This window comes from Streptomyces sp. 130 (assembly GCF_007096885.1).
In the GTDB taxonomy this organism is placed as follows: Bacteria; Actinomycetota; Actinomycetes; order Streptomycetales; family Streptomycetaceae; genus Streptomyces.
The window spans coordinates 99,467-125,246 of the sequence record NZ_VJNO01000006.1 but is presented as its reverse complement, the minus strand read 5'-3'; the positions used below and the strand labels follow the sequence as shown (position 1 = coordinate 125,246).

Genomic DNA, 25,780 nt, shown 5'->3' with positions numbered 1-25,780 from the left:
GGGAAGGGGGACGGCCCGCGGCCGGACGACAACAACCTACGAGTCTACGTGGGTGTCGTCCGGCCGCCGACCACTCTCCAGGGCCCCCGGCCTCAGCCCTTCGGCGCCGGTTCCTTGTGCTTGCGCTCCACCGGGCCCCGGCGCACCGAGCCCGGAGCGGTCCAGTCGGCGCGCTTGCGGGCGCGCTTCTTCGCGGCCTCGGAGGATTCCAGCTGGTACGGGACCGAGGTGACCATCACACCGGGCGTGAAGAGCAGCCGGCCCTTGAGCCTGAGGGCGCTCTGGTTGTGCAGCAGGTGCTCGTACCAGTGCCCGACGACGTACTCGGGGATGTAGACGCTCACCACATCGCGCGGGCTCTCCCGGCGCAGGCCCTTGACGTACTCGATGACCGGGCGGGTCACCTCGCGGTACGGGGAGTCGAGGATCTTCAGCGGTACGTTGATGCCGCGTCGCTCCCAGTCCTCCCTGAGGGCCTTCGTCTCGGCCGGGTCCACGCTGATGGAGAGCGCCTCCAGGTGGTCCGTGCGGATCAGCTTGGCGTAGGCGAGGGCGCGCAGGGTGGGGCGGTGGAGCTTGGAGACCAGGACGATCGAGTGGACCCGGGAGGGGCGGATCGACTCGTCCGGGGCGGTCTCGTCGGCGGCGATCTCCTCGGCGACCCGGTCGTAGTGCTTACGGATCGCGGTCATCGTGCCGTAGAAGATGACCATGCCGAGCAGCGCGACCCAGGCGCCGTGGGTGAACTTCGTGGCGAGCACGACGACGAGCACCAGGCCGGTGAAGAAGGCGCCGAAGGCGTTGATCGCCCGCGAGCGGATCATGTGGCGGCGCTTGGTCTGGTCCTTCTCGACGGCCAGGTGGCGGTTCCAGTGCCGGACCATGCCGGTCTGGCTGAGCGTGAAGGAGACGAACACGCCGACGATGTACAGCTGGATGAGCCGGGTCGAGTCGGCCCCGTAGATCACGACCAGCAGGATCGCGGCGCCGGCCAGCAGCACGATGCCGTTGGAGAAGGCGAGCCGGTCGCCGCGGGTGTGCAGCTGTCGGGGCAGGTAGCGGTCCTGGGCGAGGATCGAGCCGAGGAGCGGGAAGCCGTTGTACGCGGTGTTCGCGGCCAGGAAGAGGACGAGGGCGGTGGCGGCGGCGAGGATCACGAAGAAGAACGTGCCGTCGCCGAAGACCGCGGCCGCGACCTGCGAGATGACCGGGTCCTGGACGAAGCCGGAGCCGACCGGGGTGCCGTTGCTGATCAGGTCCTTCGCCGGGTTCTCGGCCATCTTGACGTCGGTGGCCATGGCCAGCGCGATGATGCCGCAGAACATGGTGACGGCGAGCAGGCCCATCATCGCGAGCGTGGTCGCGGCGTTCTTGCTCTTCGGCTTGCGGAACGCGGGCACGCCGTTGCTGATCGCCTCGACTCCGGTGAGCGCCGCACAGCCGGAGGAGAAGGCGCGCAGCAGCAGGAAGACGAGCGCGAAGCCCGCCAGGCCCTTGTGCTCGGGCTTGATGGTGTACGCGGAGGTCGGGGCGTGCATGGTGTCGCCGAGGACGAGTCCGCGGAAGGCGCCCCAGACGATCATGATGAAGACGCCGGCCACGAAGAGGTACGTGGGAATGGCGAAGAGCTTCCCGGACTCCTTGACCCCGCGCAGGTTCATCAGGGTCAGCAGGACGATCGCGGCGACCGCGCACCCCGTCTTGTGCTCGACGACGAAGGGGATCGCGGAGCCCAGGTTCTCCACGCCGGAGGCGATCGACACGGCCACGGTCAGGACGTAGTCGACCAGCAGCGCGCTGGCGACGGTCAGCCCGGCCTTGGGGCCGAGGTTGGTGGTGGCGACCTCGTAGTCGCCGCCGCCGCTCGGGTAGGCGTGGACGTTCTGCCGGTAGGAGGCGACGACCGTGAACATCAGGACCACGACCGCGACCGCGATCCAGGGACTGAAGTGGTATGCCGACACACCCGCGATGGACAGCACGAGGAGGACTTCTCCGGGTGCGTACGCCACCGAGGACAGCGGGTCGGATGCGAAGACGGGGAGTGCGATGCGCTTGGGGAGGAGCGTCTCCCCCAGCTTGTCGCTGCGCAGGGCCCGCCCGATCAGGATCCGTTTGGGCACGTCGGTCAGTTTGGACACGCAGAGGATCGTAAGGGTTCCGTATGGGGCCCGCCCCCGCTGCACCGGCGTGGCCCGCCAATCTCCTGCACTCGGCCGGAAACGCCACGGAATCCTTAACGCAATCCTTGCGCCACGCCGCCGGGGAGCGCCCCGGACACGCCGTCTTCGCCGTACCCGCGCCGCGATGCGCACACTCGGATGAGGCGACGGGAACGACGCCGCATAAGCTCGTAAGCGGGCGACGGGACACACCGTTGCCCCGTTGTCTGCCCGGCCAGCCGAGGAAAGAGTGTGAGCAGGGTGTTTTCGCAGGTCAGCCGGACGACCAGGACTGCGAGGTAGGCGCAAGGTGCACATCGTCATCATGGGCTGCGGGCGAGTGGGAGCCGCTCTCGCGCAGACCCTGGAGCAGCAGGGGCACACGGTCGCCGTGATCGACCAGGACCCCACGGCTTTCCGGCGACTCGGCTCCGGCTTCGGCGGCCGTCGCGTCACCGGGGTCGGGTTCGACCAGGACACGCTGCGCGAGGCGGGGATCGAGGAGGCCGGCGCGTTCGCGGCGGTGAGCTCCGGCGACAACTCCAACATCATCGCGGCCCGGGTGGCGCGCGAGATGTTCGGCATCGAGAACGTCGCGGCCCGGATCTACGACCCCCGGCGCGCCGAGGTGTACCAGCGTCTGGGCATCCCGACGGTCGCGACCGTGCGCTGGACGGCGGACCAGATGCTGCGCCGGCTGCTGCCCTCGGGTGCGGAGCCGCTGTGGCGCGACCCGAGCGGCGGGGTGCAGCTCGCGGAGGTGCACACCACGCCGTCCTGGATCGGCCACAAGATCAGCACGCTCCAGGAGGAGACGGGCGTGCGCGTCGCCTTCCTCACCCGGTTGGGCGAGGCCATACTGCCGTCGTCGCAGACGGTGCTCCAGGAGGGCGACCTCGTCCACGTGATGATGCGTACGGACGAGATCGCGAAGGTCGAGGCGGCCTTCGCCGAGGGCCCCGAGGAGGGCGGTCACTGATGCGTGTCGCGATTGCCGGGGCCGGTGCGGTGGGGCGTTCCATCGCGGGCGAGCTGCTGGAGAACGGGCACGAGGTGCTGCTCGTGGACAAGGCGCCGACCGCCATCTCGGTGGAGCGGGTGCCGATGGCCGAGTGGCTGCTCGCGGACGCCTGCGAGATCACGTCGCTGGACGAGGCGGCGCTCCAGCGCTGCAACGTCGTGATCGCGGCGACGGGCGACGACAAGGTGAACCTGGTCGTCTCGCTGCTGGCCAAGACCGAGTACGGCGTGCCGAGGGTCGTCGCCCGGGTGAACAACCCGAAGAACGAGTGGCTGTTCAACGAGGCGTGGGGCGTCGATGTGGCGGTGTCCACGCCGCGTCTGATGTCGGCGCTGGTCGAGGAGGCGGTGAGCGTCGGCGATCTGGTCCGGCTGCTGCGCTTCAGCCACGGCGACGCGAACCTGGTGGAGCTGACGCTGCCGCCGGAGTCGGCGCTGGCGGGCACCCAGGTCGGGGAGGTCGCCTGGCCGGAGGACACCTCGCTGGTGACGATCATCCGGGGTCAGCGGGTGCTGACGCCGAACCCGGAGGAGAGTCTGGAGGCCGGTGACGAGCTGCTGTTCGTCGCCGCGCAGGCGCGCGAGGAGCAGCTGGAGGACCTGCTGTCGGTGCGCCGGGGCGGCTCGGAGGCGTGAGCACGCGAGAGGGGCCCCGTCACCGCTGGTGGCGGGGCCCCTCTCGTACGTCTCAGAGCTCCTGGCCCCTGGCCGCTTCGGCGGCGGCGGCCTTACGGGCCTTCTCGGCCTCCTCCTCCGCCTCCATCTCGGCGAAGACGTCGATGGGCGGCGGTGCCTTGGCTAGGAAGACCCAGGTCAGGTAGACCGCCAGCAGGAAGGGCGGGATCTTCAGGGCGACCAGGACCCAGCCGAGCTGGGTGGTGTCGGCCCACCAGTACAGCGGGAAGAGGATCGCGCACTTGGCGAGCAGGATCAGCCCCCAGGCGTAGCTGGCCTTGGTGTACGCCTTCTTGCGGCCGGGGTTACGGGTGCGCCAGGAGAGGTTCTCCTTGAACACCGGGCCCAGGATGAGGCCGATGAGCGGCAGGCCGGCGGCCGCGGTGACCAGGTAGGCCAGGGCGAGGCCCAGGGTGTAGAGCATGCCCGGGAGGTAGAAGTCCTTGGCGTTGCCCGTCATCTTGGCGAAGACCACGCCGAAGGCCACACCGAAGACGCCGCTGAAGGCGTGCTTGACGGTGTCCTTGCGGATCAGCCGCACGACCACGAGCGCCAGCGACACCGCAAGGGCCGCGATGGCCGAGGCGGTGAGGTTCTTGTTGATGGTGAAGATCGTGACGAAGAGCAGCCCGGGCAGGACCGTCTCCACCATGCCCCTCACGCCGCCGAAGGCTTCGAAGAGGGCGGCCTCGGTGACCGCCCTGCTGTCGGCCTCCTGCTGGTCGGTGGTGCGGTCCGTGTCGGACGTCGGCTTGTCGAGAGACGTCACCGGCTACTCCTTGCCGAGCGGTCGGAGTTCGTATTTGGGGTTGAACAGCACCCGCCGGCCGTGGCTCATGGCGATCCGGCCGGAGGCGATGAGCTTGCGGCCCGGTTCTATGCCCTGGATGGAGCGGCGGCCGAGCCAGACCACGTCGAGCGGCGCGGTGCCGTCGAAGAGCTCCGCCTCCAGGGCGGGCACTCCGGCGCGCGGCCGCAGGGTGACCGTCCGCAAGGTACCAGTGACCTTCACGATCTGGCGGTCGGTGCATTCGGAGATCCGGGTGCACCCCGACGCCTGCGAGTCCTCCTCCAGCTCCTCGCACTCCAGGTCCTCCTGGGAGCTGGAAAGCCGGTCGAGCATGCGCCGGAAGCGCCCGGAGGGCCGGTCGCCCTTGTGGGGCTTCGCGGATCGAGGAACAGCACTCATACCCGAAGGGTACCGGTCCCGCGAGGGCCTGGCGGGTGGCCGCCGTCTCACTCGTACGGAGGACGCGTACGCGCCCGTCCGCCGGTTTCAGGCGCGCTCGAAGCGGTAACCCATGCCGGGTTCGGTGACGAAGTGGCGGGGGTGGGAGGGGTCCGCTTCCAGCTTCCGCCTGAGCTGGGCCATGTAGACGCGCAGGTAGTTGGTCTCGGTGCCGTACGAGGGCCCCCACACCTCCTGGAGCAGCTGGCGCTGGCTGACGAGCCGGCCGCCGTTGCGGACCAGGACCTCCAGCAGGTGCCATTCGGTGGGGGTGAGCCGTACGTCGCGGCCCTCGCGGTGGACCTTCTTCGCGGCGAGGTCGACGGTGAAGCCCTCGGTCTCCACGACGACCTGGTCGCCCCCGTCCTGTCCGACCGGCTCGGCCCGGCGCACGGCGGCCCGCAGCCGGGCCAGCAGCTCGTCCATGCCGAAGGGCTTGGTCACGTAGTCGTCGGCCCCCGCGTCGAGCGCCTCGACCTTCTCGTCGGAGGTGTGGCGGGCCGAGAGGACCAGGATCGGCACCCGGGTCCAGCCGCGCAGGCCCCGGATCACGTCCACGCCGTCCATGTCGGGGAGCCCGAGGTCGAGGACGACGACGTCCGGGTGGCGGGCGGCGGCGAGCTGGAGGGCGGTGGCGCCGTCGGGCGCGGCGTCCACCTCGTACTTGCGCGCCTTCAGGTTGATCACGAGGGCGCGTACGATCTGCGGCTCGTCGTCGACCACAAGCACCCGGGTCATCGGGGTCCTGCCTTTCTGCTGGGCGTACGTCGGTGCGGGGAGGCGCGGGAGGTCCGGGGAATCCCGGCGGTCCGGGTGGTCCGGGAGGTCCGGGAGGTCCGGGCAGTCCCGGCCGTCCGTGGGGTCCGGGCGGTCCCGGCCGTCCGGGCGGTCCCGGCCGTCCGGGCGGTTCATGAGGTGGTCCGCGCGGGGAGGCCGGGGGCGGCCGGGGCGTGGCCGGGGGCCGCCCTGAGGGTCAGGACCATGGTGAGGCCGCCGCCCGGGGTGTCCTCGGCGTCGAGCGTGCCGCCCATGGACTCGGCGAAGCCCCGGGCCACCGCGAGGCCGAGGCCGACCCCGGCGCCGCGCGGGGCGTCCCCGTAGCGCTGGAAGGGCTCGAAGATGCGCTCCTTGCCCTCGTCGGGGACGCCCCGGCCGCGGTCGGCCACCCGGAGCTCGACGCGGGCGCCGAGCGCGCTCGCCGCCACGGTGACGCGGTCGCCGTCGGGGCTGTACTTCACGGCGTTCTCCACGACGTTGGCGACGGCCCGCTCCAGGAGTCCGGGGTCCACGGCGACCATCGGCAGCGTCTCGGGTATGTCCAGGTCGACGCTGTCCTCGGGGACGCCGCCGAGGGCCATGGGCACCACCTCGTCCAGGTCGATCTCCCGGATGAGCGGGGTGACCGTGCCGGTCTGGAGGCGGGACATGTCCAGGAGGTTGCCGACGAGGTGGTCGAGGCGGTCGGCGCCGGCCTCGATGCCTTCCAGGAGCTCCGCCTCGTCGTCGTCGGACCAGGCCACGTCGTCCGAGCGCAGGGAGGAGACGGCGGCCTTGATCGCGGCGAGCGGGGTGCGCAGGTCGTGGCTGACGGCGGCCAGGAGCGCGGTCCTGATGCGGTTGCCCTCGGCGAGTCTGCGCGCCTCCTCGGCCTCGTCCACCAGCCGCTGGCGGTCCAGGACGACGGCGGCCTGGGCGGCGAACGCGCCGAGCACCCGGCGGTCCTCGGCGGGCAGCACCCGGCCGGTCAGGGCCAGGGCCATGTGGTCCCCGACGGGCATGTCCACGTCGGCGTCCTCGGGCCGGGCGGCCGGGGCCGGGCCGACGCTGCCGGCGCAGGTCCAGGGGTCGACGTCGCTGCGGCGCTCCAGCAGGGCGACGGACCCCATGCCGAAGGTCTCCCGGACCCGGTCCAGGAGGGCGGCGAGCGTGGTCTCGCCGCGCAGCACGCTGCCGGCCAGGAACGACAGGATCTCGGACTCCGCGCGCAGCCGGGCGGCCTGGTGGGTGCGGCGGGCCGCGAGGTCCACCACGGAGGCCACCGCGACGGCCACCGCGAAGAAGATCACGATGGCGACGAAGTTCTCCGGGTCCTGGACGGTGAGGGTGTGCGTGGGCGGGGTGAACCAGTAGTTCAGGAGCAGGGAGCCGCCCGCCGCCGCGGCGAGGGCGGGCAGCAGTCCGCCGATCAGGGCGGCGGCGACGGTCATGAAGAGGAAGAGCAGGACGTCGTTGGCGAGCCCGGGGCCGGATTCGAGGGCCTTGAGGAGCAGGGCGAGGAGGACCGGGCCGCCGACGCCGACCACCCAGCCCCAGATGATGCGGGCCCGGCCGAGGCGGGCGCCCCGGGCGATGGGCAGGCCCCGGCCCTTGGCGACCTCGTCGTGGGTGACGATGTGGACGTCGAGGTCGGTGCCGGACTCGCGGGCGACGGTGGCGCCGACGCCGGGTCCGTAGATGTACTGCCAGGTCTTGCGGCGGCTGGAGCCCAGGACGATCTGGGTGGCGTTGACGCCCCGGGCGAACTCCAGGAGCGCCGAGGGTATGTCGTCGCCGATGACGTGGTGGAAGGTGCCGCCCAGGTCCTCGACCAGGGTGCGCTGGACGGCGAGCTCCTTGGGCGAGGCGGAGGTCAGCCCGTCGCTGCGGGCGATGTAGACGGCCAGGATCTCGCTGCCGGAGCCCTTGGCCGCCATCCGGGCGGCGCGGCGGATGAGGGTGCGGCCCTCGGGGCCTCCGGTGAGGCCGACGACGATGCGTTCGCGGGCCTGCCAGGTGGTGCGGATGTTGTGCTCGCCCCGGTACTGCTGGAGGTATTCGTCGACCCGGTCGGCGACCCAGAGGAGGGCCAGCTCGCGCAGGGCGGTGAGGTTGCCGGGGCGGAAGTAGTTGGAGAGGGAGGCGTCGATCCGGTCGGGCTTGTAGATGTTGCCGTGGGCCATACGGCGGCGCAGGGCCTGGGGCGACATGTCGACGAGTTCGAGCTGGTCGGCCCGGCGGACGACCTCGTCGGGCACGGTCTCGCGCTGGCGTACGCCGGTTATGGACTCGACCACGTCGCCGAGGGATTCCAGGTGCTGGATGTTGACGGTCGAGACGACGTCGATGCCGGCCCGGAGCAGTTCCTCGACGTCCTGCCAGCGCTTGGCGTTGCGGGAGCCGGGCACGTTGGTGTGGGCCAGTTCGTCCACCAGCGCGACGGCCGGGGCGCGCTCCAGGACGGCGTCGATGTCCATCTCGGTGAAGACGGCCGAGCGGTGCTCGATCTCGCGCCGCGGGACGACTTCGAGTCCGTGCAGCAGGGTCTCGGTGCGCGGGCGGTCGTGGTGCTCCACGAAGCCGACGACGCAGTCGGTGCCGCGTTCGACGCGCCGGTGCGCCTCGGCGAGCATCGCGTACGTCTTGCCGACGCCGGGAGCCGCACCGAGGTAGATCCGAAGTTTGCCGCGCGCCATGGCCCCATTGTCTTCCGAAACCGGCGGCTGCCGCCGTGGCAGCCATGGTTCGAAAGTACCTGGTGGATTTCCGGCATATCGCCCGGAGGGTGGGGAAGCGGCGGGATTTGACGTAACTCTGATACCGCTCCTCCGGCCGTACTGCGGTGCCGACCCCCCGGCCGCACTCCGCTTTCGCTGCCCCGGCCGCCGGTCAGTGCTCGATGATGTGGCCGTCGCTGAGTTCGAGGACCCGGTCGGCGAGGCCGAGGAGCTGGGCGTCGTGGGTGGCGACGAGCGCGGTGACGCCCTCGCTGTGCACGACGGCGCGCAGCAGCTCCATCACCGCGAGGCCGGTCTCGGCGTCGAGCTGTCCGGTCGGCTCGTCGGCGATCAGCAGGGCGGGCCGGTTGGCGAGCGCCCGGGCGATGGCCACCCGCTGCTGCTGGCCGCCGGAGAGCTCGCCGGGGCGCTGGGCGGCGTGGTCGGCGAGGCCGACGAGGGAGAGCAGCAGCGACACCCGCTCCTCGCGCTCCTTGGGGTCGGCCTTGCGCAGCCGCAGCGGGACGCCCACGTTCTCGGAGGCGGTCAGGATCGGGATCAGGCCGAACGACTGGAAGATGAAGCCGATGCGGTCCCGGCGCAGCTCCAGGAGCCCGTTCTCGCCGAGCGAGGAGAGGTCGGTGCCGTCGACGGTGATCCGGCCGCCGTCCGGGGTGTCGAGGCCTCCGACGAGGTTGAGCAGGGTCGTCTTGCCGGAGCCGGAGCGCCCCTTGAGGGCGACGAGCTCGCCGCGCGGCACCTCGAAGGAGACGCCGCGCAGCGCGTGCACCGCTCCCGCGCCGGAGCCGTAGGAGCGGTGCAGGTCCTCCACGCGGACCATGGGGCCGTCGGCGACGGCCGTGCCGGCGCCCCCACCGGTGCTGGTGTCGGCGGTGTTGTCGGTCATGGTGCTCCCCCGTGGGTCCTCGGTCCTGTCGGCCGCCAGTATGTGCGGGTGGCACGGGACCGGGCAATGCCCCTTCCGTCAGCGCGCCCCGGTCACCAGCTGCCGCAGGGCGATGTTGAGCCGGAGCACGTTGACGCGCGGTTCCCCGACGAAGCCGAGGGCGCGGCCTTCGGTGTGCCGCTCGACCAGCTCGGAGACCTGTCCGGCGGTGAGGTGGTTGCGTGCGGCGACGCGGCGGACCTGGAGGTGTGCGTACGCCGGTGAGATGTCCGGGTCGAGTCCGGAGCCGGACGAGGTGACCGCGTCGGGCGGCACCGCGGCGGGGTCCACCGGATGGCCGGGGACGGAGTTGTCCCGGACCACGGCGGCCCTGGCGGCGGTGACCCGGTCGATCAGGCCGGGGTTGTCGCCGGCGAGGTTGGACGCGCCGGAGACCAGCAGCGCGTACCGGGTGTTGACGCTGTTGGTGCCGAGCCCCTCGGAGGGCCGCGGCTGGAACCACCGCAGGTCCGGGGCTCCCCCGGGCAGGTCGTAGCGCTGTCCGATCAGGGCGGAGCCGACGACCTGGCCGTTCTCGGTGACTTCGGAGCCGTTGGCGCGTCCGGGCATGAGCAGCTGGGCGGCGCCGGTGACGGCGAGCGGGTAGAGGACGCCGCAGACCAGGGTGAGGGCGAGCAGGGCGCGCAGGGCGGCCCAGAGCCGGCGGGCGGGGTTGCGTACGGGTGTGTTCATGGCGGGTCAGCCGATTCCGGGGACGAGGGAGAGGAGCAGGTCGATGAGCTTGATGCCGGCGAAGGGGGCGAGCAGGCCGCCGATGCCGTAGACGGCGAGGTTGCGCCGGAGCACGGCCGCGGCGCCGCCGGGCCGGTGGCGGACGCCCCTGAGGGCGAGCGGGACGAGCGCCACGATGATCAGCGCGTTGAAGATCACCGCGGAGAGGATCGCGGTGTGCGGCGAGGACAGGTCCATGATGTTGAGCCGGTCCAGCCCCGGGTGGAGCGCGGCGAACATCGCGGGGATGATCGCGAAGTACTTCGCCACGTCGTTGGCCAGGGAGAACGTGGTGAGCGCTCCCCGGGTGATCAGCAGCTGCTTGCCGATCTCCACGATCTCGATGAGCTTGGTCGGGTCGGAGTCCAGGTCGACCATGTTCCCGGCCTCCTTGGCGGCCGAGGTCCCGGTGTTCATGGCGACGCCGACGTCGGCCTGGGCGAGCGCCGGGGCGTCGTTGGTGCCGTCACCGGTCATCGCGACGAGCCCGCCGCCGGCCTGTTCGCGCTTGATGAGGGCCATCTTGTCCTCGGGCGTGGCCTCGGCGAGGTAGTCGTCCACCCCGGCCTCCTCGGCGATGGACTTCGCGGTCAGCGGGTTGTCCCCGGTGATCATGACGGTGCGGATGCCCATGCGGCGCAGCTCGGCGAACCGTTGCGGCATGCCCTCCTTGACGATGTCCTTGAGGTGGACGACGCCCAGGACCCGCGCCCCGTGCCCGTCCTCCGCGGCCACCAGGAGCGGGGTGCCGCCGGCCGCCGCGATGCGGTCGGCGAGGCTCCGCGCCTCGCCGGGGACGCTGCCGCCGCGCTCCTGGACCCAGGCGACGACGGCTCCGGTGGCGCCCTTGCGGACCTTGCGCCCGTCCACGTCCACGCCCGACATGCGGGTGCGGGCGGTGAAGGGGACCCAGGTGGCGCCGGAGAGCTCGCCCGCGTGGCGTTCGCGCAGCCCGTACCGCTCCTTGGCGAGGACGACCACGGACCGGCCCTCGGGCGTCTCGTCGGCCAGCGAGGCGAGCTGGGCGGCGTCCGCGAGTTCCGCCGCGGTGACCCCGGCGACGGGCAGCAGGCCGGTGGCGCGGCGGTTGCCGAGGGTGATGGTGCCGGTCTTGTCGAGGAGCAGCGTCGAGACGTCCCCGGCCGCCTCGACGGCCCGTCCGGACATCGCGAGCACGTTGCGCCGCACGAGCCGGTCCATGCCGGCGATGCCGATCGCGGAGAGCAGCGCGCCGATGGTGGTCGGGATGAGGCAGACCAGGAGCGCGGTGAGCACGATCATGGACTGCGCGTCGCCCGCGTACACGGCGAAGGGCTGGAGGGTGACGACGGCGAGCAGGAAGACGACGGTCAGGGACGCCAGGAGGATGTTCAGGGCGATCTCGTTGGGCGTCTTCTGCCGGGCGGCGCCCTCGACCAGGGCGATCATGCGGTCGATGAACGTCTCGCCGGGCCTGGTGGTGATCCGGACGACGATCCGGTCGGAGAGCACCTTCGTACCGCCGGTCACCGCGCTGCGGTCGCCGCCGGACTCGCGGATGACCGGGGCGGACTCGCCGGTGACGGCGGACTCGTCCACGCCGGCCACGCCCTCGACGACGTCCCCGTCGCCGGGCACGATGTCGCCCGCCTCGCAGACGACCAGGTCGCCGACGCGGAGGTCGGTGCCCGCGACGCGCTCCTCGCCGTCACCGGTGAGGCGGCGGGCGACGGCGTCCGTCTTCGCCCGGCGCAGGGTGTCCGCCTGGGCCTTGCCGCGGCCCTCGGCGACCGCCTCCGCCAGATTGGCGAAGACCGTCGTGAGCCAGAGCCAGCCGGTGATCGCCCAGCCGAACCAGTCGCCGGGGTCCAGGGCGGCGAGGACGGTGGTGAAGACGGACCCCACGAGGACCACGAACATGACCGGTGAGGCGGCCATCGCGCGGGGGTGGAGCTTGCGCAGTGCTTCGGGCAGCGCGGCGAGCAGCGTCTTGGGGTCGGACAGCGCGGCGCCGGCGGTCATCGGGCCCTCCTGCTTCGTACGAGTGGTCATGACGCCAGCCCCTCGGCCAGCGGGCCCAGGGCGAGGGCCGGGAAGTAGGTCAGGCCGGCGACGACCACGACGACCGCGGCCAGCAGTCCGCTGAACAGCGGGGTGTGGGTGGGGAGGGTGCCCGAGGTCGCCGGGACGGGGCGCTGCTCGGCGAGCGAGCCGGCGAGGGCCAGGACGAACACCATGGGCAGGAACCGGCCGAGCAGCATCGCGAGCCCGATCGTGGTGTTGAACCACGGGGTGTCCGCGGCGAGCCCCGCGAACGCCGAGCCGTTGTTGTTGGCGCCCGAGGTGTAGGCGTACAGGATCTCGGAGAAGCCGTGCGCCCCGGGGTTGGCCACAGAGCGGGGCGGGGTGGGCAGCGCGACGGCCGCGGCGGTGAAGCCGAGCACCAGGGCCGGGGTGATCAGGAGGTAGCAGGCGGCGAGCTTGATCTCGCGGGTGCCGATCTTCTTGCCGAGGTATTCGGGCGTCCGGCCGACCATCAGTCCGGCGACGAACACCGCGATGAGCGCCATGATCAGCATGCCGTAGAGACCGGAACCGACGCCTCCGGGGGCGATCTCGCCGAGCTGCATGCCGAGCAGCGTGATGCCGCCGCCGAGGCCGGTGAACGAGGAGTGGAAGGAGTTCACCGCGCCGGTCGAGGTGAGCGTGGTGGCCACGGCGAACAGGGCGGAGCCGCCGATTCCGAACCGGGTCTCCTTGCCCTCGGCCGCCCCGCCCGCGAGCTCGAAGGCGGCGCCCCGGTGGGCGGACTCGGTCCACATCATCAGCGCGGAGAAGCCGAGCCAGAAGACGAGCATCGTGGCGAGGAGCGCGTAGCCCTGCCGGACCGAACCGGTCATGCGGCCGAAGGCGCGGGTCAGGGCGAACGGGATGACCAGGATCAGGAAGATCTCGAAGAGGTTGGACAGGCCGCCGGGGTTCTCGAAGGGGTGCGCGGAGTTGGCGTTGAAGTAGCCGCCGCCATTCGTGCCCAGTACCTTGATGGCCTCCTGGGAGGCGACCGCGCCGCCGTTCCACTGCTGCTCGCCGCCCGTGAACCGCCCGACCTCGTGGATGCCGGAGAAGTTCTGAATCGCCCCGCAGGCGACGAGGACGAGTGCGCCGACGACCGCGATCGGCAGCAGGACGCGTACGGTGCCGCGCACCAGGTCGGCCCAGAAGTTGCCGAGTTCCCCGGTGCGGGAGGCGGCGAATCCGCGTACCAGGGCCACCGCGACGGCCATGCCGACGGCGGCGGAGACGAAGTTCTGGACGGCGAGGCCGCCGGTCTGGACGACGTGGCCCATGGCCTGCTCGCCGGCGTACGACTGCCAGTTGGTGTTCGCGACGAACGAGGCGGCCGTGTTGAAGGCCTGGTCCGGGCTGATCGAGGCGAAGCCGAGCGAGCCGGGCAGGACGCCCTGGAGCCGTTGCAGCAGGTAGAGGAAGAGGACGCTCACGGCGGAGAACGCGAGGACGGCGCGCAGATAGGCGGCTCCGCGCATCTGTGCGCCGGGGTCGGCGCCCATCGCCCGGTAGATCCACCGCTCCACCCGCAGGTGACGGGTGGAGGTGTAGACGCGGGCCAGGTGGTCGCCGAGCGGGCGGTACGCCAGCCCCAGCGCGACGACGAGCGCGAGGAGCTGGAGCACACCGGAGAGGACGGGGCTCATGTCGGGCTCAGAACCTCTCCGGGAAGAGGAGGGCCAGGACGAGGTAGCCCAGCAGGGCGGCGGCCACGACGAGGCCGGCCACGTTGTCCGCGGTCACAGCTTCGCCACCCCCTTGGCGACGAGTGCCACCAGCGCGAAGACCGCGATCGTGGTGACGACGAAGGCCACATCGGCCATCGGATGCTCCTGAATGAGGCGTCGATGAATCGGACCCCCTGAGCAAACCTCTGGCCCCCACCGCCGTGACCTGCGTTGATGCCTCTCTTACGGAAGGGGGCCCGGCCTTGACGGCGCCTGTACGCCGCCGATACGCGCCCCGTACGCGCCGGCGCACGCAAAAGCCGGCGGGCCGCCCCCCGGGGAAGGGGTACGGCCCGCCGGCCGGTGTCCGCGGGTGCGGGTCAGCGCACCTCGGTGATCTCGGGACCGCGCTGGAGCCCCGCCATGCCACCGGAGAACTTCGAGCCCTCCTGCTCCTCCTGCTGCACGCCCTCGGGAACCATCTGGGCGTCGTTGGGGAGCTTGAGGACGATCGGGTCGCGCGGGGCCATCGGGCCCTCGCCGCGGACGACCACGGTGTCCCGGAAGACCGACTCCAGAAGCCCGGCGGCCTCCGGCTGCACGGCGCCCTGGCCGGAGATCACCCCGCGCAGGAACCAGCGCGGGCCGTCGACACCGACGAAGCGCACCAGCTGCACGCCGGTCGCCCCGTCGGGAAGCTGTACGGGGACCTGGGCGCGCAGCTCCCAGCCCAGCGGTCCCTCGACCTCGTCGATGACGCCGCCCTGCTGGGTGATGCCGGTGGCGATCTCCTCGCGGACCTCGCCCCAGATGCCCTCCTTCTTGGGGGCGGCGAACGCCTGGAGCTGGATCGCGCTGTCCCGCATCACGACGGTGGCGGCGACGATCGCGTCACCGGCGACCTCCACGCGCAGCTCCATGCCCTCGACGCCGGGCACGAAGATGCCCCCCAGGTCGACCCGGCCGTCGCCGGGCTGGGACACCTCGCTGACGTCCCACGGGCCGTCCGGGCGCGGCGCCGGCGGAAGGTTCGTCCGGCGGGTCTCGCCCTCGGCGTCATCCTGCTCGTCGACGACCTGCTCGGCCTCGCGCGCCTCGTCCGCCGTGTCATCGGCGGCACCACTGTTCTTGCGACGTCCGAACACGTCACTGTCCTTCCCGGTCGGATTCGACCGAAGCGTAGCCGTTCCCGCCCTGGGGAACCCCGCCCCGGACGCCATCAACATCAACGGCGGCATGGCCGCCGGTGGACCCGAAGCCCCCTTCGGCCCGCGCCGAGCCGGGAAGCTCCGACACCTCGTGGAAGCGCACCTTCTCGACCTGCTGCACGACCAGTTGGGCAATCCGGTCGAACCGCTCGAACCGCACGGACTCGCGCGGGTCGAGATTGATGACGATCACTTTGATCTCTCCACGGTACCCGGCATCGACCGTCCCCGGGGCATTCACCAGGGCGACTCCGCAGCGGGCGGCGAGACCGGATCGTGGGTGCACGAACGCGGCGTACCCGTCGGGCAGGGCGATCGAAACCCCGGTGGGCAGTACGGCCCGCTCCCCCGGTCCCAGTTCGGCGGCCTCGGTCGTCACGAGGTCGGCGCCGGCGTCGCCGGGGTGCCCGTAGGCCGGAAGCGGAACGTCCGGGTCGATCCGGCGGATGAGGACGTCGACGGGGTGGCGCATCACGGGTTCACCTCGAAGGCGCGGGCGCGCCTGACCTGGTCGGGGTCGGCCATGGCGGCCTCGATCTCGGCCGGCCGGCCGTTCTCGATGAAGTGGTCGACCTTGACCTCGATGAACAGCGCGTCGGCCCGCACCGCGACCGGCCCGTCCGGGCCGCCGATGCGGCCGGTCGCCCGGGAGTAGATCTTCCGCCCGTGCACGGCGGTGACCTCGGCGTCGAGGAACAGCACGGTGTCGACGGGGACGGGCCGCACGAAGTCGGTCTCCAGCCGGCCGGTGACCGCGATGACCCGCAGCAGCCAGTTCAGCGAGCCGAGCGTCTCGTCCAGCGCCGTGGCCAGCACCCCGCCGTGCGCGAGGCCCGGCGCGCCCTGGTGGGCCGCCTTCACGGTGAACTCGGCGGTCACCCTGACGCCCTCGCCGGCCCGCGCCTGGAGGTGCAGTCCGTGGGGCTGTCCCGAACCGCAGCCGAAGCAGTGCTCGTAGTGCGCGCCGAGGAGTTCGCCGGGGGCCGGGGCGTCGGGGTGCCGGACCGGTTTCACCGCGTCGGCCGGGGGCGTCAGAGCCGCAGATGTTCCACTCACAGGCGCAGACCTTACCCGCGCGGGTACCCGCCGGTCGCGCCGTGCCAAGCTGGAGCCATGCAGCCTTCGACCCCGCCCTTCGACGAACGCCTCACCGCACCCCGTTCGTGGTGGCTGATCGCCGTCCTGATCGGCATCGCGTGCGCGCTGATGCTGCTGCCGCTGGGCACCCTGCCGCTCCTGGCCGGCCTGGCCGGCGGCACGGTCCTGTCGGCCGTCGCGGTCAGCTCGTACGGCTCCGCCCGCATCCGGGTGGTGGCGGGCGCGCTCGTCGCGGGGGACGCCCGCATCCCGGTCTCGGCGCTCGGCGAGGCCGAGGCGCTGGACGCCGAGGAGGCGCGCGCCTGGCGCACGCACAAGGCGGACACCCGGGCCTTCATGCTGCTGCGCAGCTACATCCCGACGGCCGTCCGGGTGGAGGTCACCGACCCCGAGGACCCGACCCCGTACGTCTATCTCTCGACGCGCGACCCGAAGTCCCTGGTGGCAGCAGTGAACGCGGCGGTCCGGGCCCAGTAGGTCCGGCGGGCCTTCGCGGGGGCGGGCCCTAAGAGCCTTCCGGTCTCAGCGGGGGCTGTTCCGGGAGGCGGTCCCAGGGGATCTGCTTCTCGCGCAGGTCCTTCCTGACCCGTTCGGCGAGCTTCCTGGTGTCGCGCCGGTTCATGGAAGCGCCGACGGCGGCGCCGACCATGAACGGCATCAGGCTCGGCAGGTCGCGCACGGTGCGCTTCATGATCTGGCGGCGCAGCTCGCGCTTCATCCGGCCGCTCAGCGCCGCGTCGACCGAGGAGGGCCGGGTGACCTCGATGCCGCGCTCCTCGGTCCAGGCGGTGAGGTAGGCGGTGGAGCGCCGGGCGATGTTGCCCGGGGGACGGCGTCCGTAGACCTCGTGCAGCTCGGCCACGAGCTTCATCTCTACGGCGGCGACGCCGGTGACCTCGGCGGCCAGCTCGGCGAGCATCGCGGGCGGCACGGGCATCATGGCCGCGGCGCCGATTCCGGCGCCGACGGTGGCGGTCGCGCGGCTCGCGCCCACGACGAGCCGGTCCGCGATCTCCTCCGGCCCGAGGCCGGGAAAGTGGGCGCGCAGGGTGGCGAGGTCGCGCACAGGGACGCGGGGAGCGATGTGGATGATCAGGTCCGCGATATGACCGATCGCTTCCTTGGCGCTCTCCCCGCCCTTGCGTACACCCCGTTTCACTGAACTCAGACGGCCTGCCCCGGTCACGGGCTCCGTCCTGCCGACCTGTCCGGCCCCATAGGCCGTGTCGGCTCCGGCAGCCTCACGGGCTGCCCTGACCGCTACTTCGGCTGCTTCGAGCGAGGCCGCCTGCAGGCCCCGCTCGTCGTCCTGTCCGTCCGGCGAGGGTGGCAGGGCGGGCCGCTCGGCGGGCGCCTCGGCGCCCTCTGCCGGGCGTGTACCGCCCTGGTGCGCCTCCGGTGGCCTTCTGCCCCAGGGGCGCCGCTTGCGGAACGGTGTGTCCCCTGCCACGGCCGACCGGATCTCAGTCGCAGTCGCGGCAGATCGGCTGGCCGTTCTTCTCGCGGGCCAGCTGGCTGCGGTGGTGCACGAGGAAGCAGCTCATGCAGGTGAACTCGTCGGCCTGCTTGGGCAGGACCCGTACGGCCAGCTCCTCGTTGGACAGGTCCGCGCCGGGCAGCTCAAGGCCCTCGGCCGCGTCGAACTCGTCGACGTCGACGGCGGACGCCGTCTTGTCGCTCCGGCGCGCCTTCAGCTCTTCAAGGCTGTCCTGATCGACGTCGTCGTCGGTCTTGCGTGGGGTGTCGTAATCCGTTGCCATGTCGCTCTCCCCCTCTGGGTGTCTGCGGTGTCTCAGCGCTCGTAACGCGTGAGAGGCCGGACTTGTGCCCGACCTGAGGCGGAGATTTTGCCTCACATCAAGGTCTGTTACTCAATCGACACCCAAAAGGACCGCTCGGGAGTGATCGGCTTGGGTGGCGATGGGGACCGTACACGGTCCCGGCGGCACCCTTCGCAGGCGCCACCCCGTGTACTTCCCGTCATGCCCACCCCCGAAAACCCGGTGTTTCGCCTAGTTTCCGGTGGGTTCCCTGGTCACGGAGCGTGGACAGGGAGATATTCGCTCCTGTGATCGATCACACACGGAACTTTCGGGACCAGGTCCCGAAAATTCCGCTCAAAGCGAACAAAAAATAATCGGCGGGCAAAGCTCCTCGCGCGCCGGTCAGACCGGCAGTGAGACGCGCATCACAAGACCACCGCCTTCACGTGGCTCGGCGATGATACGGCCGCCGTGGGCCCGGGCGACGGACCGCGCGATCGACAGACCGAGTCCGACCCCCTTGTCGCTGCCCGTCCGCTCCGTACGCAGCCGCCTGAAGGGCTCGAAGAGGTTGTCGATCTCGTACGCCGGGACGACGGGGCCCGTGTTCGAGACGACGAGCACCGCCTGGCCGGGCAGCAGCGCCGTGCTCACCTCGACCCAGCCGCCCTCCGCCACGTTGTAGCGGACGGCGTTCTGCACGAGGTTCAGCGCGATGCGCTCCAGCAGGACTCCGTTGCCCTGGACGACCGCCTCGGCCAGCTCCTCGCGCATCTCCACGCCCTTGGTCTCGGCCTCGCCGCGTGCCTGGTCCACGGCGCGCGAGGCGACCTCGGCGAGGTCGACGGGTTTGCGCTCGACGATCTGGTTGTCGCTGCGGGCCAGCAGCAGCAGGCCTTCCACCAGCTGCTCGCTGCGTTCGTTGGTGGCCAGCAGCGTCTTGCCGAGCTGCTGGAGCTCGGGCGGCGCCGCCGGATCGGAGAGGTGGACCTCCAGCAGCGTGCGGTTGATGGCGAGCGGCGTGCGCAGCTCGTGCGAGGCGTTGCCGACGAACCGCTGCTGCGCGGTGAAGGCCCGCTCCAGCCGGTCCAGCATGTCGTCGAAGGTGTCGGACAGCTCCTTGAGCTCGTCGTCCGGCCCGTCCAGCTCGATGCGGCGGGCCAGGTCCGTGCCGGCCACGGTCCGGGCGATGCGGGTGATCCGGCCCAGCGGCGAGAGCACCCGGCCGGCCATTCCGTAGCCGAAGGCGAAGGCGATGATGCTGAGGCCCACCAGAGCCAGCAGCGACCGGTTGAGCAGCGTGTCCAGAGCCTGCTGGCGCTGGTGGTTGACGCAGGAGTTCATCGCCGCGTTGACCGCGCTCGGTGAGTTGCCCTCCTCCAGGAGGTTGCAGACGTCACTGGAGACGTGACCGTCGACGATCTTGAACGGGAGGTCGCTGCCCACGTGCAGGGCCTGGGCGGCCAGCATGTAGATGATCGACAGCAGCAGGATGCCCGCGATCAGGAACATGCCGCCGTACAGCAGCGTGAGCCGTATCCGGATGGTCGGGCGCAGCCACGGGTAGGAGGGCTCCTGCTGTTTGGGCTCCCAGGTGGGTTTGGGGGGCGCCCCCATGGGCGGCGGGACGGTGGGCACGGGCATCAGATCCGGTAGCCGGAGCCGGGCACGGTGACGATCACGGGCGGCTCACCGAGTTTGCGGCGCAGGGTCATGACGGTCACCCGGACGACGTTGGTGAACGGGTCGGTGTTCTCGTCCCACGCCTTCTCCAGCAGCTGCTCCGCCGAGACGACGGCGCCCTCGCTGCGCATCAGGACCTCCAGGACGGCGAACTCCTTGGGCGCGAGCTGGACCTCCTGGCCGCCCCGGAACACCTCCCGGCGGTTGGGGTCCAGCTTGATGCCGGCCCGTTCGAGGACGGGCGGCAGGGCGACGGTCGTACGCCGGCCGAGCGCCCGTACCCGGGCGGTCAGCTCGCTGAACGCGAAGGGCTTGGGCAGATAGTCGTCGGCGCCGAGCTCCAGACCCTCCACCCGGTCGCTGACGTCCCCTGACGCGGTGAGCATGAGCACCCGGGTCGGCATGCCGAGCTCGACGATCCGGCGGCAGACGTCGTCGCCGTGGACGAGGGGGAGGTCGCGGTCGAGCACCACGACGTCGTAGTCGTTGACCTCGATGCGCTCCACGGCCGCGGCCCCGTCGTACACGACATCGACGGCCATGGCCTCACGGCGCAAACCGGTGGCCACCGCATCGGCGAGCAGCTGCTCGTCCTCCACGACGAGTACGCGCACGGCGCTTCCTTCCCTAGAACTTCGCAAGCGGTTTCACCACGGGGCTCCCGGGCGGCCGGGGCGGCCCGGCCGCCCGCGCCGCGGGCACGGCCCCGGCACACTTGTGCGGCTCCATCCTGCCCGTAACCCGCATAAACCGGCGGTAAGACGTCCCGCCCCGACCTGCGGCTTCGAGGAAGCGACGGGATTTCCCGGCTAGTTGAGGTTTCTCTGAGCTTCGGGCGGGGGAGTACGCATTCACACCCGCGATCACGTCTTCCCATGTGGCGTTGTCACAGGCCCCTCCGTCCCCCGGAGAGTGCGTGATCACCCGCCCTACCGCCTCGGCGGAGGGAAACCCGGGCACACCCCCGTGCCACCGACCCACGATGAGGGGGCGCTTCATGGACGCTTTCACCGCAGGTCTGCTGCAACGCATCAAGACGACCGAGGACGACCTCACGAAGGCCCGCGAGACGGGCGACGACTTCCTCGCGGACGTCGAGCAGAGCGAGCTGGACGACCTCCGTCGTCTCGCCGCCGAGCACGGTGTGCGGATCAGCACGACGACGAACGCCTGACCGTCGCTCTGGGCCAGAAGGGCCCCGCAGCCGTTGTGAAGCGGCTGCGGGGCCCTTCTGGTGCCCGGGACCTGGGGAGGAGCCGCTGATCAGTCGTGCCAGGCTCCCAGCCCGTCCAGGAGGGCCTGGAGCGGTTCGAAGACCCCGGGGGAGGCGGCGACGGTCAGCTCGCCGTCGGCCGGCCTGCCCGGGCGTCCGCCGGTGAGCGCGCCGGCCTCCCGGGCGATGAGGTCGCCCGCCGCCAGGTCCCAGGGGTGCAGCCCGCGCTCGAAGTAGCCGTCGAGCCGGCCGGCGGCCACGTCGCACAGGTCGATCGCAGCGGAGCCGCCGCGCCGGATGTCCCGGACCTGCGGGATGAGGTCGTGCGCCACCTCGGCCTGGTGGGCCCGGACCTCGGCGACGTAGTTGAAGCCGGTGGCCACCAGCGCCTCGGCGAGCGGGGCGGTGGGCCGGCAGCGCAGCCGGACGTGCTCGTCGCCGTACGGGCCTCCGGTGACGAAGGCGCCGTGGCCGCGGCGCGCGAAGTACGTCTCGCCGCGCATCGGGACCTCCACGGCACCGGCGACCCGTTCGCCGTCCACCTCGACGCCGATGGAGACGGCCCAGGACGGGAGTCCGTAGAGATAGTTCACCGTGCCGTCGAGCGGGTCGATCACCCAGCGCACTCCGGTGCTGCCCTCGGCGGTCGTGCCGCTCTCCTCGCCGAGGTAGCCGTCCAGGGGGCGGCGCTCGATCAGGAACTCGGTGATCAGCTTCTCGGCGGCGATGTCCATCTCGGTGACGACGTCGACCGGGCTGGACTTGGTCGCGGCCACGCCCAGCCCCGCCGGACGCCCGTCGCGAAGCAGCCGGCCGGCGAGCCGCGCGGCTTCCAGTGCGAGGTCGAGCAGGACGTCCGATGAGGGGTCGGTTTCGGTCACGGCGCTCCCTAGGGGGTTGCGAGGGTGGTGGGCGGGGAAAGGGCGGAGGCTTACGCGTAGGGGCTGTCGGCCCCCGCGGCGGCGGGCTTGGGCGCCCGCGCCGGGCAGCAGCCCACCGGGCAGAGGTCGTGGCTCGCACCCAGCGCCCCGAGGGCGCACCGCCGCGGCTCGCGGCCCTGCTCGGCGGCGGCCCGCTCCAGGACGAGCTCACGCACGGCGGCGGCGAACCGGGGGTCGGCGCCGACCGTCGCGGAGCGGCGTACCGGCAGACCCAGCTCGGCGGCCTTGGCGGTGGCCTCGGTGTCCAGGTCGTACAGGACCTCCATGTGGTCCGAGACGAAGCCGATGGGCGCCATCACGACGGCGGGGACCCCGTCCCCGTGGAGCGCGTCGAGGTGGTCGCAGATGTCGGGCTCCAGCCACGGGATGTGCGGCGCGCCGCTGCGCGACTGGTACACGAGCTTCCAGGGATGGGCCGTGCCGGTCCGCTCGCGCACCGCGTCCACGATCAGCCGGGCCACCTCCAGGTGCTCGGCGACGTACGCGCCGCCGTCGCCGTGCGCCTCGACCGGGCCCGAGGTGTCGGCCGCGGAGAGCGGGATGGAGTGCGTGGTGAAGGCCAGGTGGGCACCGGGGCGCAGCTCGTCGGGCAGGTCCGCCAGCGAGGCGAGGACGCCCTCCACCATGGGCTCCACGAAGCCGGGGTGGTTGAAGTAGTGCCGGAGTTTGTCCACGCGCGGCACGGGAAGGCCCTCGGCCTCCAGGGCGGCCAGTGACTCGGCGAGGTTCTCGCGGTACTGCCGGCAGCCGGAGTACGAGGCGTAGGCGCTGGTCGCGAGGACGGCGATGCGGCGGTGGCCGTCGTTGACCATCTCGCGCAGGGTGTCGGTGAGGTACGGGGCCCAGTTGCGGTTGCCCCAGTAGACCGGCAGGTCCAGCCCGTGCTCGGAGAAGTCCTCGCGCAGCGCGTCGAGCAGGGCCCTGTTCTGGGCGTTGATCGGGCTGACGCCCCCGAACAGGAAGTAGTGCTTGCCGACCTCCTTGAGCCGTTCCTCGGGGATGCCCCGGCCGCGGGTCACGTTCGCCAGGAACGGGACCACGTCGTCCGGGCCTTCGGGGCCTCCGAAGGAGAGCAGGAGCAGGGCGTCGTAGGGGGCGGGGTCGCGCAGATCGGACATGCCGTCGATCCTGCCACCCGCACCCGGGCGGGGTCGCACCGACGTCCGGAGCGGGCGCTCCGGGCCCTGGGCAGAGGGCGGCGCGAGGGGTGGATGAATGTGCGGGAGCCGTGAGTATGATCCCCCTCCAACCGGCCGGTAACCCGTGGTTTCCGTCCGGGGGAAGCGCCGGCTGGGTGGGCCGGTTCCTAGGGAAGGGCGCGGGGAAGATGACCGAGACCTACGTACGGACGGCGACGAGCCCGTGGCGCAACTGGGCGGGGACCGTCACCGCCCGGCCGGCCCGGATTGTGTCCCCCGCCTCCGTGGACGAGCTGGCCGAGGCGCTGCGCAGGGCGTCCGAGGACGGGCTGCGGGTGAAGCCGGTCGGCACCGGGCACTCGTTCACCGCGACCGCGGCCACCGACGGGCTGCTCGTCCGGCCCGATCTGCTGACCGGCATCCGCGAGATCGACCGCAAGGCGATGACGGTGACGGTCGAGGCGGGCACCCCGCTGAAGCGTCTGAACACCGCACTGGCCCGCGAGGGCCTCTCGCTCACCAACATGGGCGACATCATGGAGCAGACGGTCGCCGGAGCCACCTCCACCGGCACGCACGGCACCGGGCGTGACTCGGCGTCCATATCCGCGCAGATACGCGCCCTGGAGCTGGTCACCGCGGACGGCACGGTGCTGCGCTGCTCGGAGACCGAGAACGCCGACGTGTTCGCGGTGGCGCGGATCGGGCTCGGCGCGCTGGGCGTCATCACCGCGATCACCTTCGCGGTGGAGCCGGTCTTCCTGCTGACCGCCCGCGAGGAGCCGATGAGCTTCGACCAGGTGACGACCGAGTTCGATCAGCTCGTGGCCGAGAACGAGCACTTCGAGTTCTACTGGTTCCCGCACACCGGGAACTGCAACACCAAGCGCAACAACCGCAGCGCGGGCCCCGCCGCCCCGCTCGGCAGGGTCGGCGGCTGGATCGAGGACGAGTTGCTGTCCAACGGCGTCTTCCAGGTCGCCTGCGCGCTGGGCCGGGCCGTGCCCGCCACCATCCCCTCGATCGCCAGGATCTCCAGCCGGGCCCTGTCGGCGCGCACGTACACCGACATCCCGTACAAGGTGTTCACCAGCCCGCGCCGGGTGCGTTTCGTGGAGATGGAGTACGCGCTGCCGCGTGAGGCGGCCGTCGAGGCGCTGCGCGAGGTCCGGGCGATGGTGGACCGTTCGCCGCTGCGGATCAGCTTCCCGGTGGAGGTGCGGACCGCGCCCGCCGACGACATCGCGCTCTCCACCGCGTCGGGCCGGGAGAGCGCGTACATCGCCGTCCATCTGTACCGGGGCACGCCCTACCAGGCGTACTTCACGGCGGTGGAGCGGATCATGACCGCGCACGGCGGCCGCCCGCACTGGGGCAAGATCAACACGCGGGACGCCGCGTACCTCTCCGGGGTGTATCCGCGCTTCGGCGAGTTCACGGCCGTACGGGACCGGCTGGACCCGGACCGGCTGTTCGGCAACGACTACCTGCGCCGGGTGCTGGGCGACTGACCCCGGGCTCACTCCCCCGCTTCGGTGCCGGCGGGCGCCGGGACGCCGTCCGTGGCCGTCGGGTCGGGCGCCGCGCTCCCGCCGTCGTCCGTGGTGCGCGGGGGGGGGGGGGGCGCGGGCTCGGCGCCCTCGTCCGCCGGGTCCGAGGCGGTGGGCGAGGGTGTCGCCCCTTCGCCGGGACCGCCGCTGCGGTCCGGCTGCGGGGCGGTGCCGTCGTCGTCCGGGGTGCCCGTGCCGGGGGTGGCCGTGCCCGGGTCCCGCTGCGCCGGGTCCGACGCGTCCGGACCGGGACGGGTGGTTTCGGCGGGCGCGGGGGTGGAAGGGCCCGCGTCGTGCTCACCGCGTACGACGGAGCCCACGGTCGTCCCGTGGCCGCCGCTCAGGTCGCCGCCGGAGATCAGTTCGTACGTGGTGATGCCGGCCATCGAGACGACGAAGACCACGGCCGCGCCGATGGCCGACCGTTTCCAGCCACGCATCCGGGTGCCGTGCGTGGTCGCCTCGGAGAACTCCTCGTCCGGCCCGGCGCCGACGCCGCGCAGCACGGTCGTCGCGTCGGGCGCCACGCGGCCGAGGAGCATCGTCTCGTCCGACGGCTGGTCCGCCCGGCGCAGGAGCATCGTCTCGTCCGGCCGCTGGTCCGCCCGGCGCAGGAGCGTCGTCTCGTCCGGCTGCGGCTCGACCCGGTGCAGCACCGTCGTGGCCTCGTCCGCCGCTCCCGGCAGGACGGTCTCCCACGCCGCGGGCTCCGGCTGCCGGGCGCCGGTCTCGCGGGTGCGGACGGTCACCTCGCGGTCCGGGTGCTTCACCTGGACCGTCACCTCGCGGATCTGCTCCCCCGTACGACGGAAGAAGTGCTGGAAGACCGAGCCGCCGCAGGTCGCCACGACACTCATGACTCCGGCGCCCGCGATGGTTCCGTACACACCGAGCTGGGAAGCCGCCACGGCCGCGGCCACCGCGGCGACCGCGCTGCCCGCCACCTGGGGCAGGCTCAGATCGATCCGCCTCTCCTTGGGTTCTATGCCGCTTTCCGGCTTCTGCACCATTTCCAGCCCTTGATAGACATCTCTCCCACCATGCACCAACTAGGGACACGTGAGCGAAGCCGAAAGTTCCGGTTGCGTGGATTATGTGAAGCACGACACGGATCATGAGCGGGGGACGCCTGGAGGGGTAGGCGGACTTCCGTACCTCGCGAGAACTTCGACGGCGCGGCGGTCCACCCACATGGCCCGAATGGAGTACTGTGGCGAGCCCTGGGGCCGGACACCC

The 25,780-nt window shown here is 71.8% G+C and carries 25 protein-coding genes; 5 read left to right on the top strand and 20 right to left on the bottom strand.

Annotation, left to right across the window (positions count from 1 at the left end):
• Positions 1–92: 92 nt before the first annotated feature.
• Positions 93–2,141 (bottom strand): APC family permease, encoded by a 2,049-nt coding sequence (locus tag FKN01_RS07785; RefSeq protein WP_143617808.1) that lies wholly within the window; start codon positions 2,139–2,141, stop codon positions 93–95.
• 331 nt (positions 2,142–2,472) lie between these two features.
• On the opposite strand from FKN01_RS07785, the gene FKN01_RS07780 reads away from it, so the two are divergent.
• Both FKN01_RS07780 and FKN01_RS07775 read left to right on the top strand, forming a co-directional pair.
• Entirely contained in the window at positions 2,473–3,141 is a 669-nt protein-coding gene (locus tag FKN01_RS07780; protein ID WP_026242838.1) for a TrkA family potassium uptake protein, read from the top strand.
• Positions 3,141–3,818 (top strand): TrkA family potassium uptake protein, encoded by a 678-nt coding sequence (locus tag FKN01_RS07775; RefSeq protein WP_143617806.1) that lies wholly within the window; start codon positions 3,141–3,143, stop codon positions 3,816–3,818. Before FKN01_RS07780 ends, FKN01_RS07775 begins: the two co-directional genes overlap by 1 nt.
• Before the next feature lie 52 nt (positions 3,819–3,870).
• Here the strand turns inward: FKN01_RS07775 and FKN01_RS07770 are convergent, their stop codons facing one another.
• The 12 genes from FKN01_RS07770 to FKN01_RS07710 form a co-directional block, all read right to left on the bottom strand.
• Positions 3,871–4,626: a DUF3159 domain-containing protein gene (locus FKN01_RS07770; RefSeq protein WP_143617804.1), complete on the bottom strand. Its 756-nt coding sequence runs from the start codon at positions 4,624–4,626 to the stop codon at positions 3,871–3,873.
• Between the two features lie 3 nt (positions 4,627–4,629).
• On the bottom strand, positions 4,630–5,046 hold the full coding sequence (locus FKN01_RS07765; protein WP_164401032.1) for an OB-fold nucleic acid binding domain-containing protein: 417 nt from the start codon (positions 5,044–5,046) through the stop codon (positions 4,630–4,632).
• Positions 5,047–5,133: 87 nt separating this feature from the next.
• Entirely contained in the window at positions 5,134–5,823 is a 690-nt protein-coding gene (locus FKN01_RS07760; protein ID WP_143617799.1) for a response regulator, read from the bottom strand.
• Between the two features lie 170 nt (positions 5,824–5,993).
• Positions 5,994–8,537: an ATP-binding protein gene (locus tag FKN01_RS07750; RefSeq protein ID WP_143617797.1), complete on the bottom strand. Its 2,544-nt coding sequence runs from the start codon at positions 8,535–8,537 to the stop codon at positions 5,994–5,996.
• A gap of 193 nt (positions 8,538–8,730) precedes the next feature.
• On the bottom strand, positions 8,731–9,465 hold the full coding sequence (locus FKN01_RS07745; RefSeq protein WP_143617795.1) for an ABC transporter ATP-binding protein: 735 nt from the start codon (positions 9,463–9,465) through the stop codon (positions 8,731–8,733).
• Between the two features lie 78 nt (positions 9,466–9,543).
• Positions 9,544–10,197, bottom strand: a complete 654-nt coding sequence (gene kdpC, locus FKN01_RS07740) for a potassium-transporting ATPase subunit KdpC (protein WP_143617793.1) — start codon at positions 10,195–10,197, stop codon at positions 9,544–9,546.
• 6 nt (positions 10,198–10,203) lie between these two features.
• The gene (kdpB, locus tag FKN01_RS07735) at positions 10,204–12,267 is read right to left on the bottom strand and encodes a potassium-transporting ATPase subunit KdpB (RefSeq protein ID WP_313906141.1); all 2,064 of its coding nucleotides are present in this window, start codon (positions 12,265–12,267) and stop codon (positions 10,204–10,206) included.
• A complete protein-coding gene (kdpA, locus tag FKN01_RS07730; protein ID WP_143617791.1) occupies positions 12,264–13,928 on the bottom strand; it encodes a potassium-transporting ATPase subunit KdpA in 1,665 nt (554 codons plus the stop codon). The genes kdpB and kdpA overlap by 4 nt, the downstream gene beginning before the upstream one ends.
• Before the next feature lie 7 nt (positions 13,929–13,935).
• Complete coding sequence (gene kdpF, locus FKN01_RS07725; RefSeq protein ID WP_018520580.1) at positions 13,936–14,025, bottom strand: K(+)-transporting ATPase subunit F; 90 nt, start codon at positions 14,023–14,025, stop codon at positions 13,936–13,938.
• Positions 14,026–14,329: 304 nt separating this feature from the next.
• Positions 14,330–15,094: a DUF3710 domain-containing protein gene (locus FKN01_RS07720; RefSeq protein ID WP_143617789.1), complete on the bottom strand. Its 765-nt coding sequence runs from the start codon at positions 15,092–15,094 to the stop codon at positions 14,330–14,332.
• 1 nt (position 15,095) lies between these two features.
• Entirely contained in the window at positions 15,096–15,629 is a 534-nt protein-coding gene (dut, locus tag FKN01_RS07715; RefSeq protein WP_143617786.1) for a dUTP diphosphatase, read from the bottom strand.
• Entirely contained in the window at positions 15,629–16,213 is a 585-nt protein-coding gene (locus tag FKN01_RS07710) for a PaaI family thioesterase (protein WP_143617784.1), read from the bottom strand. The genes dut and FKN01_RS07710 overlap by 1 nt, the downstream gene beginning before the upstream one ends.
• Before the next feature lie 57 nt (positions 16,214–16,270).
• On the opposite strand from FKN01_RS07710, the gene FKN01_RS07705 reads away from it, so the two are divergent.
• Positions 16,271–16,732 (top strand): DUF3093 domain-containing protein, encoded by a 462-nt coding sequence (locus FKN01_RS07705; protein WP_143617782.1) that lies wholly within the window; start codon positions 16,271–16,273, stop codon positions 16,730–16,732.
• 28 nt (positions 16,733–16,760) lie between these two features.
• Here the strand turns inward: FKN01_RS07705 and FKN01_RS07700 are convergent, their stop codons facing one another.
• The 4 genes from FKN01_RS07700 to FKN01_RS07685 all read right to left on the bottom strand — a co-directional run bounded on the left by FKN01_RS07700 (position 16,761) and on the right by FKN01_RS07685 (position 20,315).
• Entirely contained in the window at positions 16,761–17,705 is a 945-nt protein-coding gene (locus tag FKN01_RS07700) for a hypothetical protein (RefSeq protein WP_185992783.1), read from the bottom strand.
• Between the two features lie 13 nt (positions 17,706–17,718).
• The gene (locus tag FKN01_RS07695; protein WP_003965732.1) at positions 17,719–18,015 is read right to left on the bottom strand and encodes a DUF4193 domain-containing protein; all 297 of its coding nucleotides are present in this window, start codon (positions 18,013–18,015) and stop codon (positions 17,719–17,721) included.
• A 405-nt stretch (positions 18,016–18,420) separates the two neighbouring features.
• A complete protein-coding gene (locus FKN01_RS07690; protein ID WP_398931488.1) occupies positions 18,421–19,656 on the bottom strand; it encodes a sensor histidine kinase in 1,236 nt (411 codons plus the stop codon).
• Positions 19,657–19,661: 5 nt separating this feature from the next.
• A complete protein-coding gene (locus FKN01_RS07685; protein WP_143617776.1) occupies positions 19,662–20,315 on the bottom strand; it encodes a response regulator transcription factor in 654 nt (217 codons plus the stop codon).
• Positions 20,316–20,698: 383 nt separating this feature from the next.
• Here FKN01_RS07685 and FKN01_RS32480 point away from each other — a divergent pair, with 383 nt between their 5' ends.
• Positions 20,699–20,875 (top strand): hypothetical protein, encoded by a 177-nt coding sequence (locus FKN01_RS32480; RefSeq protein ID WP_018105385.1) that lies wholly within the window; start codon positions 20,699–20,701, stop codon positions 20,873–20,875.
• An 89-nt stretch (positions 20,876–20,964) separates the two neighbouring features.
• Here the strand turns inward: FKN01_RS32480 and FKN01_RS07680 are convergent, their stop codons facing one another.
• Both FKN01_RS07680 and FKN01_RS07675 read right to left on the bottom strand, forming a co-directional pair.
• On the bottom strand, positions 20,965–21,795 hold the full coding sequence (locus tag FKN01_RS07680; RefSeq protein ID WP_143617774.1) for an inositol monophosphatase family protein: 831 nt from the start codon (positions 21,793–21,795) through the stop codon (positions 20,965–20,967).
• A gap of 50 nt (positions 21,796–21,845) precedes the next feature.
• Positions 21,846–22,973, bottom strand: a complete 1,128-nt coding sequence (locus FKN01_RS07675) for a ferrochelatase (RefSeq protein ID WP_143617772.1) — start codon at positions 22,971–22,973, stop codon at positions 21,846–21,848.
• A gap of 209 nt (positions 22,974–23,182) precedes the next feature.
• Here FKN01_RS07675 and FKN01_RS07670 point away from each other — a divergent pair, with 209 nt between their 5' ends.
• Positions 23,183–24,505, top strand: a complete 1,323-nt coding sequence (locus tag FKN01_RS07670; RefSeq protein WP_143617770.1) for a D-arabinono-1,4-lactone oxidase — start codon at positions 23,183–23,185, stop codon at positions 24,503–24,505.
• Between the two features lie 8 nt (positions 24,506–24,513).
• Here the strand turns inward: FKN01_RS07670 and FKN01_RS07665 are convergent, their stop codons facing one another.
• Entirely contained in the window at positions 24,514–25,554 is a 1,041-nt protein-coding gene (locus FKN01_RS07665; RefSeq protein WP_143617768.1) for a hypothetical protein, read from the bottom strand.
• Positions 25,555–25,780 lie beyond the last annotated feature (226 nt).

Bases quoted from the DNA above. Each gene is read 5' to 3' on its own strand.
- FKN01_RS07745 (WP_143617795.1), bottom strand. From the start codon at position 9,465: ATGACCGACAACACCGCCGACACCAGCACCGGTGGGGGCGCCGGCACG.
- FKN01_RS07765 (WP_164401032.1), bottom strand. From the start codon at position 5,046: ATGAGTGCTGTTCCTCGATCCGCGAAGCCCCACAAGGGCGACCGGCCC.
- kdpB (WP_313906141.1), bottom strand. From the start codon at position 12,267: ATGACCACTCGTACGAAGCAGGAGGGCCCGATGACCGCCGGCGCCGCG.
- FKN01_RS07695 (WP_003965732.1), bottom strand. From the start codon at position 18,015: ATGGCAACGGATTACGACACCCCACGCAAGACCGACGACGACGTCGAT.
- FKN01_RS32480 (WP_018105385.1), top strand. From the start codon at position 20,699: ATGGACGCTTTCACCGCAGGTCTGCTGCAACGCATCAAGACGACCGAG.
- FKN01_RS07665 (WP_143617768.1), bottom strand. From the start codon at position 25,554: ATGGTGCAGAAGCCGGAAAGCGGCATAGAACCCAAGGAGAGGCGGATC.
- FKN01_RS07760 (WP_143617799.1), bottom strand. From the start codon at position 5,823: ATGACCCGGGTGCTTGTGGTCGACGACGAGCCGCAGATCGTACGCGCC.
- FKN01_RS07705 (WP_143617782.1), top strand. From the start codon at position 16,271: ATGCAGCCTTCGACCCCGCCCTTCGACGAACGCCTCACCGCACCCCGT.
- FKN01_RS07775 (WP_143617806.1), top strand. From the start codon at position 3,141: ATGCGTGTCGCGATTGCCGGGGCCGGTGCGGTGGGGCGTTCCATCGCG.
- kdpA (WP_143617791.1), bottom strand. From the start codon at position 13,928: ATGAGCCCCGTCCTCTCCGGTGTGCTCCAGCTCCTCGCGCTCGTCGTC.
- FKN01_RS07670 (WP_143617770.1), top strand. From the start codon at position 23,183: ATGACCGAGACCTACGTACGGACGGCGACGAGCCCGTGGCGCAACTGG.
- FKN01_RS07675 (WP_143617772.1), bottom strand. From the start codon at position 22,973: ATGTCCGATCTGCGCGACCCCGCCCCCTACGACGCCCTGCTCCTGCTC.
- dut (WP_143617786.1), bottom strand. From the start codon at position 15,629: ATGCGCCACCCCGTCGACGTCCTCATCCGCCGGATCGACCCGGACGTT.
- FKN01_RS07750 (WP_143617797.1), bottom strand. From the start codon at position 8,537: ATGGCGCGCGGCAAACTTCGGATCTACCTCGGTGCGGCTCCCGGCGTC.
- kdpC (WP_143617793.1), bottom strand. From the start codon at position 10,197: ATGAACACACCCGTACGCAACCCCGCCCGCCGGCTCTGGGCCGCCCTG.